The 19,201-nt window shown below is 65.6% G+C and carries 8 protein-coding genes and 1 pseudogene; 7 read left to right on the top strand and 2 right to left on the bottom strand.

The window, feature by feature from the left end; translation table 11 throughout:
- The 5 genes from ACYPYD_RS02630 to ACYPYD_RS02610 form a co-directional block, all read left to right on the top strand.
- The coding region (locus ACYPYD_RS02630) for a hypothetical protein (protein WP_459661971.1) at positions 1-326 on the top strand (326 nt) is incomplete at its 5' end.
- Positions 323-2,017: a hypothetical protein gene (locus ACYPYD_RS02625; RefSeq protein ID WP_459661970.1), complete on the top strand. Its 1,695-nt coding sequence runs from the start codon at positions 323-325 to the stop codon at positions 2,015-2,017. The genes ACYPYD_RS02630 and ACYPYD_RS02625, both read left to right, overlap by 4 nt.
- A gap of 8 nt (positions 2,018-2,025) precedes the next feature.
- Positions 2,026-4,527: a VWA domain-containing protein gene (locus ACYPYD_RS02620; protein ID WP_459661969.1), complete on the top strand. Its 2,502-nt coding sequence runs from the start codon at positions 2,026-2,028 to the stop codon at positions 4,525-4,527.
- A gap of 17 nt (positions 4,528-4,544) precedes the next feature.
- Positions 4,545-10,160: a tetratricopeptide repeat protein gene (locus ACYPYD_RS02615; protein ID WP_459661968.1), complete on the top strand. Its 5,616-nt coding sequence runs from the start codon at positions 4,545-4,547 to the stop codon at positions 10,158-10,160.
- A 1-nt stretch (position 10,161) separates the two neighbouring features.
- Entirely contained in the window at positions 10,162-11,619 is a 1,458-nt protein-coding gene (locus ACYPYD_RS02610) for a sensor histidine kinase (protein ID WP_459661967.1), read from the top strand.
- A gap of 2 nt (positions 11,620-11,621) precedes the next feature.
- On the opposite strand, the gene ACYPYD_RS02605 is transcribed toward ACYPYD_RS02610, so the two are convergent.
- Positions 11,622-12,497, bottom strand: coding sequence for an aspartyl protease family protein (locus tag ACYPYD_RS02605; RefSeq protein ID WP_459661966.1), 876 nt, complete (start codon positions 12,495-12,497; stop codon positions 11,622-11,624).
- A complete protein-coding gene (locus tag ACYPYD_RS02600; protein ID WP_459661965.1) occupies positions 12,494-15,328 on the bottom strand; it encodes a M16 family metallopeptidase in 2,835 nt (944 codons plus the stop codon). Before ACYPYD_RS02600 ends, ACYPYD_RS02605 begins: the two co-directional genes overlap by 4 nt.
- A gap of 595 nt (positions 15,329-15,923) precedes the next feature.
- On the opposite strand from ACYPYD_RS02600, the pseudogene ACYPYD_RS02595 reads away from it, so the two are divergent.
- Positions 15,924-16,681, top strand: a pseudogene (locus ACYPYD_RS02595) (IS5 family transposase).
- 886 nt (positions 16,682-17,567) lie between these two features.
- Positions 17,568-19,109 carry a glycosyl hydrolase family 79 N-terminal domain-containing protein gene (locus tag ACYPYD_RS02590; RefSeq protein ID WP_459661964.1) on the top strand — a complete coding sequence of 514 codons (1,542 nt, stop codon included), beginning with the start codon at positions 17,568-17,570 and terminating at the stop codon, positions 19,107-19,109.
- The last annotated feature ends 92 nt before the right edge of the window (positions 19,110-19,201 follow it).

The following is a 19,201-nucleotide window of genomic DNA, read 5'->3' as shown; positions in this document are numbered from 1 at the left end:
GGCTGGATGCCGTCCTGCCCGCGCTCGGCCTGCTGCGTCACCGCCTGCTGCTTGTCCAACTGGTTCGCCCGGAAGACGCCGATCCCACGCTCAATCCTGCTTTCACCGGCGATCTGGCGATCGACGACGGCGAGGAGGGCGGTCTGGTCGAAGTCTCTATTACGCCAGAGCGGCTTGCCGAATACAAGCGCCAGTACGCTACCTTCAACGCCGGACTCACTACATTCGCGCATGAGCGCGGCGCTGCGCTGGTGCGCATCGATGCTGCGCGCGATGTGATCGACCAGTTGGGCGCGATCTTCGGCAAGGGGGAGATGGCGCTGTGATTCTGACGAATTTCTCGCCCGCCGTGGTGCTCGTCGGAGCGGGCGGGCTGGCGGCTCTTCTCTTCGCGCTGCACCGGCTGCGGGTGCGCCGTCAGGTGGTGCGCGTGGCGACCGCGATGTTCTGGCGCATGGCGGCGGCAGCAACCCCGCCGCGAATGCTCCACGAACGCTTCAGGCACGTCCTGGCGTATCTCCTGGCGCTCGCAATCGTGCTGGCCTTGTGGGTCGCTTCGGCAGGACCGCGCCGCGAAATGGCAGCCGGCAGCCGAGCGGACGTGTTCTATCTAGACGCTTCCGCCGGAATGACCGCAGGCGCCGCCTTTGATGCCGCGTCGCGATCGCTGCTGGCAGATGCCGCCGCGCTTCCCGCCGAACGTCGCAGCGTGCGACTGGGCGACCTTCACGGCACCGTGCTGCTGGCTCCAGGCGAGGACTTGGCATTGTTGCCGGCCCGTCTGGCGAAAGTACACCCGGGCGTCTTTCCTTCGGCGTTTCCCGAATGGTTCGCCGCACACGCACAAGAGCCTGCGGCAATCCATTACTACGGCCTAGCCGCCAGCTGGAACGCGGCGCGCGGCCAGCCCCGGCGCGCCGTCTCGCTGGTGGCGGGATATCTCGCTCCCAGGATCGAAGGCAATCGCGGGATCGTCGCGCTGGGGGCCGTGCCTGCCGCGTCCGGAGCGTGGGACAAGGCCGACGTGCTGGTCGAAGCCGCCGCTGCCGACGCCCCCCCGCCCGGCGCCGATCAGATCGCCCTGACGCTGAACGGCGAACCGTTCGCGCCGCGCGTGGCGCAGGTGAGCCCCGGTAAGCTCCTGATCCGCGACGTGTCTGCGGACGGCGCGGAACTCGTCGCCGCCCTGAGGAACGGCGATGGCTTCGCCGCCGACGACCGCGCCGGTCTGCGGCTGCCTCAACGGCACCGTATTCGGGTGGCGGTGCTGCCGGGGACGCCCGATGCGGTCAGCGGCGTAATTGCCGCCGACCCGGCCCTCGTGCGGACCGACGCCGCCCGTGCGGAAGTCATACTGCGCGGCGGCGGCGCATCTGCCGACGGGAGCCGTCCGGCACTCGTCTTCGGCGACGCGCGAGGGGGATCGCAGGCGTTCCATTTCGTCATGCCCGATCGCGACGCGGACCAGGGCGCATTGGCCGACACGCTCGACCAGCTTGGCCTTGCCCGCTTCGATGCTGCGGCAATGGCCGACAGGCTCGGTCGCCCGATCGGCGTCGACATGGCGCCGGGCAGGACCCGGGAGATCTCGGTGTGGCGCGAACTGTTCACCGGTGACGCCGATTTTTCCCGATCGCCCGCGATGCCGCTGTTCGTATCGCAAGCCGTGCGCTGGCTGGCCTCGCAAGGGGCGTGGGTGCCTTATGCCCATGCCGGCCGGCAACTCGTCGATCTAGACGCAGGGTTGCCCCAGGATTCGAGCATCGCCGCGCGCGGGCTTGGCGAGGCGCCGGTGCTGGGGCAGGCCGGCAAGGTCGAGATCAGCGCAATGCCGCTCACGGTCTCGCTCACTGATCGCGCCACGACGCGCGCCGTGGCCGAAGCGCCGTCGGAAATCGCACCGTCTTCGCGTGCCGGAGGCTGGCCTCTCGACCTGCCTTTCCTCGGCCTGCTGCTGCTGGCTGGCGTGTTGCTGGTCGCAGAATGGGTCCTCTTCCAGCGTGGCTGGATGCCGTGAGTAATCTTGTGCCCCTGGATATCTCGTTTCTTCATCCTCAAGCGGCATGTCTGCTGCTCGCGCTGCCGCTGCTGTGGTGGAAGGCGCGCCGTGCCGGGCTGCCGCAGAAAGTCCTGCGCACGGCGCTGTCCGCCAGCCTGATCGTCGCGCTGATGCAGCCCTCTCTGATCCATCGGGCCGAAGGCGCACGGCGCGTGCTGGTGATCGATCGCGGCACCTGGGCGTCCGCGCGTGCCGATGCGACCGGTAAGGCCATGGAAGACCGGGTACTGGCCGATGCGATGAGCGGAGCTGCCCATCTGAGCCTGATAGAGATCGGCTCCGGACCGCCCATTCTCGGCGATCAGCCCCGGCTCGCCAAAGCGGTTTTCGACCATGTGGTTCTGCCGGGCGAGGCGCTTTCCGCTGCGCTCGACGAAGCGCTGGCTCGCATCCCTGTCGGCGCGACGGGGTCGGTGCTGGTGGCGGGATCCGGGCGTTCGCTGGACAGGGACTGGGGCCGCGCCGTCAGCGGCTTTCTGGACCGGCGCATTCCGGTCAACGCCGTCGTGCTCGACGACGCGCCGCGTGACGCTTTCGTTGCCGATCTTGCGGTGGCGCCGGTCCGCGTCGGGGAACTGGCGCGCGCGCATGTGCGGGTCGAGGGGACAAGCACGGACGCTCCGCTTCGCGTGGCGATCTATTCCGGAACCCGTCGCCTGGCGCTTTCCCATCCTTTCGCGGTGCAGGGCGAGACATCCGCCGATCTTGCCTTCCCGACTGAACGCGCCGGTTTCATGCCGCTGCGCGCGGTCCTGGTCGACGGGGCGAATGAGGCGACCCCGGCAGGCGGGCTGAACGCTGTCGTAGCGGTGCAGGACCCGGTGCATATGCTGTATCTGGGCGAGCGTCAGCAGGGTGGAGGCTCCAGGCTGCAGACGCTGCTCGGCAGGACTGTGAAAGTCGACGCTCGCACGCCTTCGGCGCTTGGCGGCAGTGAAGAGCCGGGCGACTGGCAGTCGGTGATGATCGACGACATGCCGGCGAGCCGCATCCCTGCGGCATTGCAGAAGCAGTTGCTCGATGCGGTGGCGGGGCGCGGAACCGGTCTGTTCTACGCGGGTGGAGCCGGGGCTTTCGCGACCGGCGGCTATGCGGGCACGCCGCTTGCCGGTGCGCTGCCGCTCAAGCTGCGGCAAGACGAAAAGGTCGAACGGCCCAGCGTGGCGCTAGTGGTGGTCATCGATACGTCCGGTTCCATGCAAGGTGATCCGATAGACCTCGCCAAGCAGGTCGCCCGGTTCGCCGTCGCCAAGCTGACGCCGGCGGATCAGGTGGGGGTCGTCGAATTCTACGGCGCGAAGCAATGGTCGGTGCCGCTGCAGCAGGCGACCGACGTTCCCGCGGTTGAACGCGCGATCGGCCGGATGCAGGCGCAGGGTTCGAGCATCCTCTATCCCGCCATCCAAGAGGCCTATTACGCGCTCAAGAGCAGTCCCGCGCGCTTCAAGCACATCCTCGTCATCAGCGACGCGGGCGTCGAGGAGCAGCGCTACCAGCAATTGCTGACGCAGGCCGCGCAGGATCGCATCACCGTCTCAACGGCGCTCGTCGGCGCCAATCCCGACGGCGAGGAGCGCATGGCCGAATGGGCGCGTTGGGGGCATGGCCGCTATTATGCGGTGGCGGACCCATTCAGCCTGGTGGAGATCGACCTCAAGCAACCGCAGGACAAGCCTTCACCGGCATGGCGCGAAGGCAGTTTCGCCCTTGCGGCGCCGGGCGGCGCGGCCAAATGGCAGGGGGTGAAGATGACCGGCCTTCCCGCGCTGGATGGCTATGTGACGGTGGCGCGGCGTTCGGGGGCGGACGTGCTCCTCCAGACCGGAAGCGGCGATCCGCTGCTGACCAGCTGGCAATATGGCAATGGGCGCATTACCGCGCTGATGACCACCCCCGTGGGTGAGGGCACGCGCAGCTGGAGCGCATGGGGCGGCTATGGCGAGTGGCTGGCAAAGCTCGTGACCCGCACTGCAGACCAGAATGCGGCAGGCGTGCTGACGTTGCGGCGCGGCGGAGACAGGCTGAATGTGGTGCTGCGTACGCCGGTCGCTCCGGCAACTATGCCCACGGCGCGCCTTGCCGAACACGAAGGCGTGCCTTCCCGTCCGATCGCGCTGGAAGAGATGGCGCCCGGGATCTTCGCCGGCAGCATCGCGCTCGACCAAGATGTCCCCGCGCTTGTCGATGCCAAAGTCGGTGCCGCCACGATCCGGGCGGTGGATCGAGGTCGCGCGGCGGGGGACGCTGCCGAACGCCTGCCACTCGATGAACTGGCGCGACTGACGGGTGGCGATGCCTCGGGTACAGCGCCTGCACCGCATTGGACGAAAGGCAGCGAAATCGCCGCTACGGACCTGTCACGCTGGTTCGCTCTCTTCGCGCTCGTGCTCTACTTGTGTGAGGTCGTGTGCCGTCGCTGGCCTGGCCATCGTCCTGTGTTCCTGCGTACCCGCCCGCGTCCTGCATGAAGTTGAAAATCGCCATGATGACAAAGCCTTCACACCTGACGCTCTCGCTGTCGCTGGCATGCGCGCTGGCCGCTCTGCCCGTGCCGGTCATGGCCGCGCCTGCCGGTGATTCCGCCGCGAGGGTCGAAGCCCTGCTGGCCGCGCCGCGTTTCGATCGCAACGCTGCGAGCGCGCTTTATCGCTCCGCCGAGCAGGCGGGCAATGCGTCGCAGCTCGATGCGCGCCTCGACGCGGCGGCGGCGGATACGCGCTCTATGGCGCATGTGCGGGCGAGGGCGCTGCTTGTGCGCTCCGTCATCGACTGGCAGCGCGGCGATGGCGCGGCTGCGATCGAGGCCGTGGAAAGGGCGTTGGCCTTTTCTCCGGGCCCCGACGGATGGCTGCTTAAGGCGCAGCTGCTGGATGCCGCGGGCCATGCGGGCGAGGCGGCAGGCATCTACATCAAGGCGGCGGGTGCCACCACCGATCCGCGTGAAAAGTCGGCGCTGCTTCTTCGCGCGGCGCTTGCAGGCGATCTTTCCCGTCCGGCGGCACTGGCCGGATGGACGCGCTCCGGCGACGCCGTCGCACGCCATCACGGTGCGCAGGTTCTGGCGCTGCTGGGCGACACCGCCGATGCGCGGACGCTCTATCATCCCGCTCAGGCCGGTGCGGCGGGTTATGCTGACTTCCTCCGGCTGGCGGATTGGGCGCTCGCCTCGGGCGATGCGACCGCCGCCGCTGCACGCGCATGGCAGGCCTATGGCCTCGCGGCGACGCCCGTTGACCGGCGCTATGCGCTGGCGGTGATGGTGGAGAGCTATCGCGTCCGCAAGGACATGAATGGCGCTTACGCATTTCTCGCCGCTGGGCCGGACAGCGCCGAGATCGCGCAAGTGAAGGTCGACGCGCTGCTCGAACTCGGCCGGTTCGACGAGGCCATCGCGCTGGTTTCCGCATCGCGCGATCCGGCCTTGCGCCAGCGTCTTCTGGGTATCCTGGACCTTGCCGGGCGCGGTGCCGAAGGGGTGGAGGAATATCGCCGCTCCATCGCTGCGGCGCCCGACCGGCTGGAAGGTTACACCGCTCTGGCCGAACTCTATCTGGGTCAGGGCAAGCGCGATGCCGCCGTCGCGGTCTATCGCGAGTTCTTCACCCGCAATACCGCATCGCCCGAACTGCTGCTGGCAGCGGGTCGCCAGATGATCGCCGCCGACATGCGGGACGAGGCGACCGCGCTGATAGCCCAGGCAGCCGCGCGTCCGTCGATGGCGGTGCCTGCGCGCTTCTTCCGGATCGAGGTGGACCGTGCACAGGGACGTGACGGCGACGCGCTGGGAGGGCTGTCCGCGCTGGACCGGATGCTGCCGCCCACCGATCCGCAACGGGTGACGGTGGCGGACACTTACGACGCCATGGGCCATCGTCGCGAAGCTCTGGCCGTGTTGCGGCAGCTCGAAGCCCGCGATCCGGCGCTCGATTACGACCAGCGCGTACATATCGCCACGCTCGCCATGGCCAATGGCGACAACGCCGACGCGATGATGCGCTGGCGGCAACTGTGGCAGCAGGCGACGCTGCCGGCGCGCAAGTCCTATCTCGCCAAGCAGCTGATCCGCTCTGCCCGCGCGGCAGGGCAGCTGGACGGCCTGACGAAGGAACTGGAAACCGCGCTCGCCGCCGGAAAGGCCGGATCGGGAGAGATCGGCCTGCTCACCGAACTGCGTATCGCGGGCAACCAGCGTGACGCCGCGATTGCCGATATCGAACGTTTCGCCCGCATCACCGGCATGAGCGAAACGACGCGGTTGAATGAGCTGGTGACGGTCTATACCCGCCTCAAGGCATGGCCGGAGGCCAACGATGCGCTGCGCAGGCTGATCACCGCCGACCGGACCAATGCCGATATCTATCTGCGGCAACTGACCGTCAACGCCGCGCGGTTCGGGCCTGACGGTGAATCCGCCGCCGTCCGCGATGCCCGGATCGAGGACCTGCTAGGCCAAATGCAGAAAGTTGCAGGCTTCGACAATGGCGAAGCCTTGCGCTTCGCTGCCGCTGTCCATGCAGCGGCGGGGGACGATGCGCGCGCGGCGGCTGACTGGCGACGCGCGCTCGTCGCCGATCCGGGCAATGTCGATAGTCTGGTGCAGCTGGCCGACGTGCTGAAGAAGCAGCAGCGCTATGCCGAGGCGGCTGCGATGTTGCAGTACGTCGCCGAAAGCACGCCGGACGACGGGGCGTTCGGGGCCGCGGTCAGCGCGCTCCTGACAGTGATCGCCCCGGGAGAGGGCGGCCCTCCGCCGCCAGAGCTCGTGACGATGCAGGCAGGCGTGCAAGGCTGGGCGGTGCGCGCGGTGCTGGCGCGGATGGCCATGAAAGGGCCGGATACCCGCCTGCGCGCTCTGCTGGCCGACATCGCGCAGGCCAGCGCCGATTTCCCGCTGCAACTGCGCGCTTATGCCGAGAGCCTGCCAGACGCTGGCGATCAGCGTCCCGCGATCCTGCGCACGCTGGTGACGCTAACTTCGGGAGCGGCGGGCCAGCCCGATCAGGGCGGCCCTGCCATCGGCAACGTCGCCTACAAGCTGGCCTACGGTCGCCGCTTGATTGCGCTCAAGCGGGAGTTTCCGCCGGACGTCTATACCGACCTTGCCCGCACCCTGCTGGCGGTGAACGACGTTTCCGGAGCCGAACGGGCCTTTTCGATGATGACCGGGGCGGCCGGGCTCGTCGATGTGGATCGCATAAAGGGCGATACCTATGCCCGGCAGGGCATGGTCGAACAGGCGCTGCTCAACTACGACCGAGCACTGCTGCGCAACCGGGACGACGTGGACCTGGTCGTGCGCACCGCGATCCTGCGCGAACAGCGTGGCGATGACCCGCAGGCGTTCTCCGATTACTGGCGGGCCTTGCAAGCGCTGATCCGGCGTATGCCCGAAGGCAATGCCGCTGCCGATCAGGATGTGGGCCTTGACGTCAGGCAATACTATCCGACGCTGGTCGAAGGCCTGCTGCTGACCTGGCCGGAAGGTGGCCTGCAGGATGGATCGCCCGCCACGCGCGATGCGGTGAAAGCGCTGTTCGCCGCCAGTGCGGCAGGACTGCCCTCCGGGCCTGCCGAGCGGATCGCCGATCACGGACGCCTCGGCCTTGTCGCCGACCTTGCGCGGCGGGTGTCGGCGCGGCTGGGCGACGCCGATCTGGCTGCCGAGGTGGCGCGTGTGCTCGCCTCGCATTTCCCCGCCGACGAGGCGGTCGCCAATGCGGATCAGGGGCTGGCCGGAGAGATGGGCTGGGATGCCGCGCCGTCCGCGCCGAGCGCCGACTGGGTGGACGCCGGGCTGGCGGCGCAGGCCTCCATTTCCGGCAACACCGAACTTGCGCAGGCCTTGGCGCTGGGCAGCGACGACGATGCGGCGATCAGGCTGCAGGTCGCCACCGCGATGGCCGACGAAACCGCGCGCAAGGCGCGCGAACGGCAGTCGGGCGGGTTCGACGGTTCGCCCGCACAACTGTTCGGCCTGGTCGCCAAGGCGATGGACAGCCTTTCGCCCGAGCGCATGCGCGCGCTGGTGCTGGCCCCTATCGAGCAGGCGCCCTATCGTGACGAATTCCTGTTCGACTTCTTCCGCACCGGCGGTGGTCGTTACGCGAAGCTGGAAAAGATCGCGGGCCATCCGCTACTGGACAATGCGCGCATGCTGGACCTGATGGTGACGCGCGGCAGTTTGCCGCCGCCGTCCAGTCGTGCGCTCTATGACATCCGCAGGGACCCGTCCGCCCGTCCCGAAGGCATGATCGCGTCGTTCTCCGTCGCCGACAAGCTCGCGCTCTACGAAGGCATGGTGGCGCGGATGGAGCAGTCCGGTACGGAAACGGCGTTTCAGGCGGCGCTTGTGAAGGCCTTGTTCGAGGCCGGCCTTTCGACCGCGCAGCAGCAGCGCTTCTTCGCCGCCCTGTCCCGCGATATCGCCTACGATCGCGGGCTTCCGACCAAGTCTGCCGCGTTCATGGTCGATAAAGTGCTGATCCCCGATGTGGCGCCGGGCAATCGCGACCTCATCCTGCGGGCGGCGCGAGCGGTGGCGGACCGTTACGACGACGGCCGCAATCTGCCCGGCTTCCTCGACGCGTTTCTCGCCGGGCGCAAGGAAGAGGCCTATTCGCTGTTGATGGCGCTGCAGGCCGATACGATGCGTCATTACCAAGGCCGCGATTATGCGGCGCCGCTGGTGGAGGCGTATTTCGCCGAGCAGGAACAGCACACGATCGACGCCTTCATGGCCGATCCCCATCCGTCGCCTGCCGCCATCGCCGCATTCTACCGCAAGCAGATCGTCACCGCCGACATGAGCGGAACGAAGGGGCAGCGCGCCCGGATTCCGCGCTATTACGACAAGCTCGTGTCGCTGGAGCCGGACAATCCGGTCTGGCTGGCAGGGCTGCTCGGGTCGCTGTGGAATCCGAACGGGCAGGCCCGTTTCGTCGCGCTGCTGACTGGCTATGTCGCGCGCCATGGGGACGACAAGGAAGCGTCCAGCGTCCTGCAACTGGCGGAGGCCTTGTTCGGCCAAGAGGTCGAGGCGCGGGCGCTTGGTCGATCGAGCGGCGCGGACATCGCCAATGCGGACTGGCTGGTGGAAATGGGCAATCGCGCCGATGCCGCGCAAGCCGCCGATTTCCGACGGCTGTTCGCCGTGCTTTACGAAGATTATCGCAATCGCTTCGCAAACGATCCGGCGGTCGTCGAGGCGGAACGGCGGCGTGCGCTCGGCCGACAGCAGCAAGCGTCGCGGGTCGACGATTCGCCGGTTTCGGATATCGAGAAGTCCCTTGCCGCAGGTCCGGCGGCGATACGCGCGACCTTGCGCGGGCACTGGCGAGCGACCGCTCCGCGTGACGATGGCGAGGGGGCACCGGACATGGAGCGCGCCGCTTTCGCGCAGGCGCTGCCCGACCCCGACGGTGTACACGGGCAGGGGGCCACCGGACAGAGTGGCGCACTGGTCGCCATGTTGGAAAACCCCGCGATCACGCAGGAAATGGAGCGCTGGCTGGCGGCGCTGGCGCCATCCGACCGTCGCCGGCAGGAGCGGCTCTACGCCTTGGTCGCGGCCGGGCTCGAACGGCAGGGCGTGGTTGCGTCGCGGATGGCGACGGGGCTGGCAGCTCTGCGGGCGGGGACGATCTCGCCCGACGAACTGCAATTGCTGAGCGTGCTGCTCGACCGCGCAAAGACCGTGCCGACGCAGCCTGACCTGCAGGCCCTGGCGTCCCGGCTGAGCCGTCAGGACATGCTTACCGCGCTCGAGCGCGCCCGGCTCGCCCGGCTCTTCGGCCGGGGCGGCAATTATGACGCTGCCGGAGCGCTGATGGAGGCCGCCCTGCTCCAGATCGTCTATGCCAGCGGGAGCGATGGGCTGTATGGCGACGATCAGGCCGTGCTGCTGACAGGAATGGTGGCCAATCTTCGCACATGGAGCGATGCAACGGCGGCGCGACGCGTCTATGACCGGCTAACGGCACGGATCGGGCTGGAGTTGGGGACTGCGGCCAGGACGCCGCCGTTCGACAAATGGCCGCAGTTCGAGGCACAAGCGGAGGCAGGACGTGACACAGCAAGCGAAATCGGCGACGCTGGCAGCTGAATTGACCCCGCCCCAGGCCGGGGAGAAGCAACCGCGCGTCTCGCCGTTATCGTGGCTGCTGCGCTCGATGATCGGGCAGATGGCGATCGCCATGCTCGTGCTGTTCGCTGCGGGGGTGTACATGCTGGCCATCCGCCCGATGCTCGACGCGCTGCCGCCTCCCGCTGCCGATCCGCTCGACATCAGCGCCCAGAAAGTGCGCGATGTGGTCAACGCCTATATGCTGGACCTCGATCGTGATCCGCGGGCCCCGGCCCCGCCCGCGTTCGGCAAGGTGATGGACGATGCGATGCGGCACAATTCGGCATTTCGCTACTATATCCGCGTGGGCGATCGCGTGGTCGGCAACGGCGATCGTCGCCCGCGTCATTTCAAGGTGCTCGGGCTAGACCGGGTGGTGGCGCTTCAGGCCGGCAAAGCGGCACCGGGGCTTTGCGCACAACTCTATCGCGATCTTTCGGCCGGCCACACCAAGGGCACGCTGGAGTTCATCGATTGCGGCCGCGTGCGCTATTACGAGTTCGATGGCCTGGCCCATGCCTTTCCGACCGACATCGATCGTCGCGAACAGGCGTTCGGCAAGATGTTCTGGACGTTCGGCAGCAATTTCACGCTGGCCGTTCTGGCGACGTTTGCGCTGATGGCGGCGATCGTCATCGGCAACATGATCCTGATCCGACGGGTCGCGCGGGTCGCCTATTCGTTTGATCCCGAAGCGCTCGATCACCAGTTGCCGGAAAAAGGCCTCCCGCGCGAGGTCCTGCCGTTGGTGCGGGCCACCAACCACCTGATCGACCGCTCGGCGGACATGCAGCGGCGGCAGAAGTTCTTCCTGTCCGCAGCTGCGCATGAATTGCGCACCCCGCTCACCGTGCTGCGCATGCGACTGGAGCAGATGGACGAAAGCCCGCTCAAGGACAAGCTGGTGGGCGATGTGCGCCGGATGGTGGGACTGGTGAACCAGTTGCTGACGCTGATGAAGATCGGCGGCATCCAGGACGTGAACGGGGTGGTCGATCTGGTCGCGGTCGTCCGTGAGGTGCTGGCCGATACGGCGACGCTGGCCAGTTCGCGCGATATCGACGTCTATTTCGAACCGCAGATCGCGCGTTTCGTCTGCGCCGGCGAGGCGCAATTGCTGGAAACCGCGATTACCAATCTCGTCGAGAATGCACTGTCATTCACGCCCGATGGCGGGCGGATCTTCGTGGGGCTGAGCGTGGAAGGCGTGCTGGCGGTGCGCGATTTCGGCTCGGGCATCGATCCCGCGAATGCCACGACGCTTTTCGAGCCCTTCGTGCGCTATCGCTCCAATCGTAAGGGTTATGGCTTGGGGCTGGCCATCGTCAAGGCCGTGGCGACGCTCCACGGCGGCACCGTCGCCGCGCGTAATGCCGACGACGGTGCGGGAGCGATCTTCACCATGTTGATCCCCCCGGGCGGTGGGGCCTACGCTTGACTTTATGTCCGACCGGGAATGCGAATTTGCAGTTCGGCGCGAGGGAAATCCACCGCATAGGCATCGAGCAGATTGAGGATATCCGAGCCGAGGATGACCATGGGTTCGCTTTGCGAGGTACCGCTGAAGTTGAAGTAGACAGGCACATTCGAAAGGCTGACCGGACCCAGCTGCATTTTGCCGATGCGCGTCATACGAATCGCGCTCTGTGCAGCGGTCGCACCGCGAATGGTTCCGGCCGCGACGAGGCGGCTGTCGTCCGCGCTCCAGCCCAGCGCCTTGAGCGCGGCGGCATTGGCAATTGTGACGCCTGCGCCGGTATCGACGGTGGCCTTTATCGCTACGCCGTCCAGCGTGAGCGGCACCACCAGAAGCCCGCCCTGAAGTTCGCCCTTGTGCGTGGCATAGCCAGCTTCCACTGGCGCCGAGGGGCCGAAGGACAGGCGGGCGTTGGTGCGGTCGAACGTCAGCTTGCCTTCGCCGAAATGCTCCATGCCGACGATACCCCGCGCCGACGTCGTGCCGGGGTTGGGAAACATCAGCACGCCGACCATCTCTTGGTCGAACAGCGCGCTGGCGAAGTGATCGACCGGGTAGATCTGCGCTTTGGTGCTGCCGGTGGCGCCGTTGATCGACAGGTCGCTCTCCATCGGCTGCAGCTTGAGCGCGGCGGCGAGATCCGGCGACATCAGGCTCGACTGTGCGGCCGTGTCGACGATCATTGGGAACGGCCCTTGCTCGTTTATGGACACGTCGATTTGCGGGCGGCCACGATCGTCATGACCGAGAGGCTGGCTGACCAAAGGTATGGCCGGCGTGATGGTCGGGGCAGCAACCGCAGCGGTTCCGGCGAGCAGGGCGGCGAACAGGGCGATCATTCTGCGATATCCTTGGCGGCGGGGGCAGGAGTGGCTTCAAGCCGATAGGTGAGCCCGAGGCTTTTCAACTGCGGGCCGACTTTGGCCGCATCACCGACGACGACCCACACGCCCCGGGCCGGATCGAGCGCGGTACGGATCGCGGCATTAGCTCCGCCCGGCGTCAGCGCGCGGACGCGCTGGGCCATCAGGACTTCGTAATCGTCGGGGCGGGCGAGCAGGGCATTGCGCTGCATGGTGCCCAGAACCGCGCCGGAACTGGCGAAAGCCCCGGGGAGGGAGCGGATCTGGTCGGCGGCGGAGCGTTCCAGTTCGTCCGCCGTCAGCGGCTTGGAGGTGAGGAATTCCTCCATGTCGTGGCGGATCTGGACGATGGAATCGCCGGTGCGGTCGGCCTGTACCGGCGCGGTGACGATATAGGGCATGGCCCGCTGCGAAACGCGGAAGGTGCCGCGTACGCCGTAGGTCCAGTGCTTGTCTTCGCGCAGGTCCATGTTGATCCGCGAGAGGAAATCGCCGCCAAGCGCATCATTGGCGATCTCTGCCGCAAACGTCTCTTCCTTGGGATCGAGCGGCGTCGGGAAGCCCGCCATGATGTAGGACTGGGGCGACTCCGGGCGATCGATCAATACTACTTCGGGCTGGAAGGGGACGGCCCGCACCGCCGGGAAGTTCTTGACCCCGGCTATGCCGCTGGCCCTCCACCGACCAAGCGCACGCTCCAGAAGCGCCTGCACTTCGGCAAGCGGCCTTTCGCTGGTGACGAAGATTTGCGCCTTTTCCGGCCGGAACCATGCATGGTGGTAAGCCGTAAGGTCGGCGGCGGAAAGTCTCGCGACCACTCCCGGCTCGCCCGACCCCTGCGCGCGGGCGTAGGGACTGTCGGCGCCGTACAGCAGCGGCGTCATCGTCCGCCCGGCAATGGCTGCGGGGGTGGACTGTTCCTGTGCGATGCGCGCAAGCTGCTCGTCGCGCGTGCGGGCGAGGTCGGCGGCGGGAAAGGCGGGTGATAGAGCGACGTCGGCGAACAGATCGAGCGCGGCGGCGGCGTTGACGCTGGGCGTCGACAGCACCAGCGTGGTGCGGTCGAGCGAGGCGCCCGTCTGAATCGATGCGCCGAGGTTTTCCTGCTGCTCGGCGATTGCCCGGGCGCTGCGCTGGGCGGTGCCCTGCGTCAGCATCGCGAGCATGAGCTGCTGGGTGCCGACCGCGTTGGCCGGATCGGCGGAAGCGCCCGCATCGAGGCTCAGGACGACGCGGGTGAATGGTGTTGCGGGCTGGTTGGCATAGACTACCTCGATCCCGTTCGATAGGCGGGCGCGGGAGATCGCCGGAACCTTGGGCGCACCCGGTTCGCCCAGGGGGGGCAAGGAGCCGCGCATACCCTCGGGCGGGGTCGCTTTCGGGGTCGGATCGACGGCGACGGCATGCTCGCGAACCCCGGTTTCTTCGTAGGCTGCGCGGGTGCCGGGTATGACGGTCAGCGTGTATGCGGGCTGCCCCAGCCAGCGCCGCGAGACTTCGGTCACGTGTTCGGGCGTTTCCGCAGCTATGCGATCAAGCTGGCGGCGATAGAAACCCGGATCGCGCGCATAGAGGTCGCCTTCGGCCAGCATCTGCGCCTTATCGGAAACCGACTCCAGACTGCTGGTGGTGCTCACGATCAGGTCGGTCGCCGCCCGGCGCACTTCGTCCGGCAAGGGGCCGTTGGCGAGGAACTCGGTCATGACGGCATCGAGACGGGCGGTCACGGTCGTCGGTTCCACGCCGGGGCGAACCATTACGCGAATGTCGAACATGCCCGCATGGGCATTGCTGACGTTGCCAGCGGTGACACTGACCGCCAGCTTTTCCTGCCGTACCAGCACTTCGACGAGGCGCGAACTGGCTAGGTTGCCGAGTACGCCCGCGGCGATGTCGAGCGCGGGCGAATCCGGGCTGTCCAGACCCGGCACGGGCCAACTGCGGTCGATCATCACGCTCGCGACGTGATCGGTCATGGTTTCGTTCAGGGGCTTTGCCAAGGGGGGCACGGGACGGATCGTGGCGGTCGCCTGGGGGCCGCGGGGTATCGCCCCGAAGTAGCGTTCCACTAGCGGGCCGGCGGCCGCTGCGTCGATGTCGCCTGAAAGCACCAGCACCGCATTGTTGGGGCCGTAGTGATCGCGGAACCAGGCCTTGACGTCGCTCAAGGTGGCGCCGTCGAGATCCTTCATAGACCCGATCGGGTCATGCGCGTAAGGATGCCCTGCGGGGTACAGCGCCTTGACCTGACGGTACGAGACGAGCCCATAGGGCTGGTTGTCACGCTGGCGTTTTTCGTTCTGGACTACGCCGCGTTGCACGTCGAGGACATGCTGGCTGATCGCCCCCAGCAGCCACCCCATGCGGTCGCTTTCGAGGTAGAGCGTGCGGGCCAGCGCGCTGGTGGGGACCGTCTCGAAATAGTTCGTGCGGTCGAAATAGGTGGTGCCGTTGTAATCGGTAGCGCCCATTTGTTTGAGCGGCGCGAAGAAATCGCCCGGCACGTTTTCGGTGCCGTTGAACATCAGATGCTCGAAAAGGTGGGCAAAGCCGGTCTTGCCCGCCGGTTCGCTGGTCGATCCGACATTATACCACATGCCCACCGCCACCACCGGCGTGCGGCGGTCGGTATGTACGACGACGCGAAGACCGTTGGACAGCGTGAAAGTTTCAAAGGGAATGTCGACGGGCGCGATGAGGTCATGGAGGGGGGCGATCGCCGGGGCGGCGGGCGTGGGCAGGGGCGCCGCCATCGCAGGCATGGCCAGAATGGCGCTGGCGGCAGAGAGTAGGAGCCTGGTCTTCATGGCCGAATGATCTTTCCGGATGCGCAATTGAGAGCGGCTGTCCGCTCTGGTGGATGCAAGAGGTTTAAGCGTAGTTGGCTTGCACAGGCCTTGCGCGGTGCCGGCTCATGACACCCGACGTTCATTCAATGTCATGCTGCATATGTGGCCCGCCGGCGCCCCGTGGCGCGGCAAGGAGCAACTGCATGTACTTCGACCCTGTACCCGCAGCTTCGGTTAGGCACATGGCTTGCGCAGGCGAATGTGACCGCGTTTTCTGCGCGATTACGCTTACACCCAAGGTCGTATGGTGCGATCGTGTTCCTTCGGCCAGCAGTATGGAAAATGCCGGGGTTGCGCCGGGGAATGCATACCGTTTACCTCTTCGCGGATCAGACGTCCGGTTTCGCGAAGACAGATGTCCGCTGATGGAATTCATCGCGCAGCCGCTTTTCCAGTTGCGGCGCATCTCCGGAGAGTTCTGGGCTGGAAAGAGCGCGTGGTGGAACCGCCCGCCAGCTCGGCGGAGAAACCAATGCCCTGACGCCATGCTTAGGCTCAGGACCCATTGATTGGCATGCAGTGATGTGATTCAGGCTCCGTGAGGAGACTGAGCATGAGCGACCTGTACTGGCTGACGGACGAGCAGATGGCGCGTCTGTCGCCATATTTCCCCAAGAGTCATGGTAAGCCTCGTGCGGACGACCGGCGGGTGCTGAGCGGGATCATTTTCGTCAACCGGAACGGTCTGCGCTGACGGGATGCACCGAGGGAATACGGGCCGCACAAGGCATTGTATAACCGCTGGAAGCGCTGGGGTGAGATGGGCGTGTTCACTCGGATGATGGAAGGCTTGTCCGCCCAGAGGGCCGAACCCCAGACCGTCATGATCGACGCGACCTATCTCAAGGCCCACCGCACGGCGTCCAGCCTTGGGGTAAAAAAGGGGATCTCGGACGCCTGATCGGACGGACCAAGGGCGGCATGAACACCAAGCTGCACGCCGTCACCGATGCCAATGGCCGTCCTTTGAGCTTCTTCATCACGGCAGGGCAAATCAGCGATTACACTGGTGCTGCGGCCCTGCTTGATGACCTGCCCAAGGCCGAATGGATGCTTGCCGACCGAGGCTATGATGCCGAATGGTTCAGGGATGCGCTTGAGCAAAAGGGCATCAAGCCCTGCATTCCCGGGCGCAAATCCCGATCACTGCCTGTCAAATACGACAAGCGCCGATATAATCGCCGCAACCGCATCGAGATCATGTTTGGCCGTTTGAAGGATTGGCGCCGCGTGGCAACGCGCTACGATCGCTGCCCCACCGTCTTCTTCTCCGCGCTCGCCCTGGCCGCAACCGTACTCTTCTGGCTTTGATCAGTGAGTCCTGAGCCTAGGGATTTTGCAATGTTCTCACGTCCAATGACGCATCACGAATTTCTGGAGAGCCTGGCGCAGTCCTGACGCTAGCATCAACTATGGTTGCATCACGGTCTCGGGCCGTTCCCGCCCGAAGCAATGATTGGGACGGATTGATGCTTGGATATGAAATGTGGTTTTCACGTTTGCCTGTCCAAAGCTGGAAATTCGAAATGGGAGCTTTCTGCGGTTTTGCACCTGAAATCTGTCAGTCATTTAGCGGCTAGTCCGTCGCATTTCGCGAAACGATCATTAGTGCTTCAAGAATGACAGGTGTTGGATGGGGACCTGCCGTTCCCGGCGCGGCTCGCGAATGTCGGTTTTGTCTCAGCGCCCGTGCCCGGCACGCCCCCGGACACGGGCGCCAGTAGATTCAGATTTCGGTGTTTTCGGCAAGGTCAAGTGCGTCCTCCACGTCGATTCCAATATAGCGCACAGCGCTCGCTGAGCGTCCGGTATTGGCAGACAACCTGACGCTAAAATTGCCGTGTGGAAAAGACTGCAAAATCTCAGGATTCAGCGGTCGGGCCCAGCGAGACCGACCCTTATGAGACGCTCAGCAGCCAATTTTTCCTTCCCAGGTGCGGCCCGCCTGCTCTTCTCATTCAAGATGCCCAAGCCTGGCCGACAAGCGAAATTCCGCTTGGGAACCGAATTGCAAATATAGCTACCATCTGCGCGATGTCGCCTGCTTCCTCATCCTACTCGCGAGATTGAATACCGACTCATCGGTGCGGTTGATTGATTATCCGATAGGTAAGAAAATTATCAGATCAGCGTTTTGGTGCACGAAAAAGGGGCGATAACCGTATGGGCAACAGGTTCGAATATCCAAGGTTGAAATGTGAAGCGGCAACAATATATTCTCGCCAGCCTGGCTCTTTCGATGCTGGCGGGCTGTGCCGAACGTCATGCCGCGCTCGGTCAAGGCAAAGATATTGACGATGCCCGCCTGGATGCCGCCACTTTTCGAACCGTGGGGTCGGTCAGCAAGCGTTTTATTTCCTACAACGTCGAAATGCTTGAACTGACCGGCGGCCGTTTCTGGAAGCCATATGGCAGTGAGCCGAGCGAGAAGCCGGAGCTGTTTGAGTACCGCCCTCCCATCGATCTTCAGAATAGCCGGCTACGGGCGTTGGCGCGGGGTCTGGCGCCTGCCTATGTGCGGTACAGCGGGACGTGGGCCAATGCCACAGTCTTGGCGGAGGATGACCAGCCGTCGCCATCGGCGCCGGGGGGCTACGACGGGGTCCTGACCCGTGAGCAGTGGCGCAGGGCGGTCGAATTCGCCCGGGTCAGCGACGCCGAGATCGTTACCTCGATGCCGACCAGCGTAGGATCGCGCAACGCCGACGGGACTTGGCGCCCGGATGACGCCGAACGCCTGTTCGCCTATACCAGCAGCTTGGGCGGCAGGATTGCTGCGACGGAATTCGCCAATGAGCCCAATCTCATCGGTGGGACTAAGCCACCTGCCGGTTACGATGCGGCGGCCTATCGCCGGGACTTCGGCATCTTCGCAACCTGGGTTCGCAGCCGATCGCAAGGCACGCTCGTGCTGGGCCCGGGCGCGTTCGAATTGGGAGAGGGCAGCGCGTTTCCACCGTTCATCAAGAAGCTCCCGACCTTCGAGGTCGCATCGGCAGGAGCAGGTCGGCCCGATGTCGTATCCTTCCATTTCTATGGCGCCCTGTCGCAACGTTGCAATGGCACGAAGGACATAGACCGCACGTCTGACACTTGGCTTTCCAAGATCGATAGGGCGATCGCCGACACGCGCCTTGTAGGCGATGTGATCAACCCGTCCGCGCCGCTCTGGCTGACCGAAACGGGAGAGTCCGCCTGCGGCGGAAACCCGGATGCAAAGACGTTTGCCGATACGTTCCGTTATGTGGATCAGTTGGCCCGCTCCGCACTGCAAGGCGTGCAGGTGGTGATGCACAATACTCTGGCGGCCAGCGACTACGCCCTACTTGACGATCGCAGCTTCCTGCCGCGGCCAAACTACTGGGCGGCCTACCTGTGGAAGCGCACGATGGGCGAAACGGTGCTGGATAGTCGCCGTGCCGGCATCGCCAGCGACATGTGGATCTATGCCCATTGCCAGCGCGGCGTATCCGGCGGGGTGACATTCCTCGCCATCAATCCCGATCCTGGCGCATCGCGCACGCTGCGCGTCAAAGGCCGCGCCGACGTCTTTAGCCTGACACAAGTCGAAAGCCAGCCAGGCAATGCGGCGCTGAACGGGAAAGAACTGCAACTGGGAGACGGGGATACGCTTCCGCCTCTGATCGCCCGCCAGCAAAGGGACGCAATCACCGTGCCTAGGGCAAGCATCAATTTCATCACGGTCCCGGGCGCAGGCAACCCATCCTGCATGTTCTGACGCGCGACATTCCACACCGGAATCGTATTCTAAACCAGCGTCTCGCCCGATTGTACTTCGGGGTTAAGAGATGAAATTGGAGCGTGTGGCAA

This window comes from Novosphingobium sp. 11B (assembly GCF_054589055.1).
The sequence above is the reverse complement of the archived record's forward strand: the minus strand, read 5'-3'. Positions and strand labels throughout refer to the sequence as shown.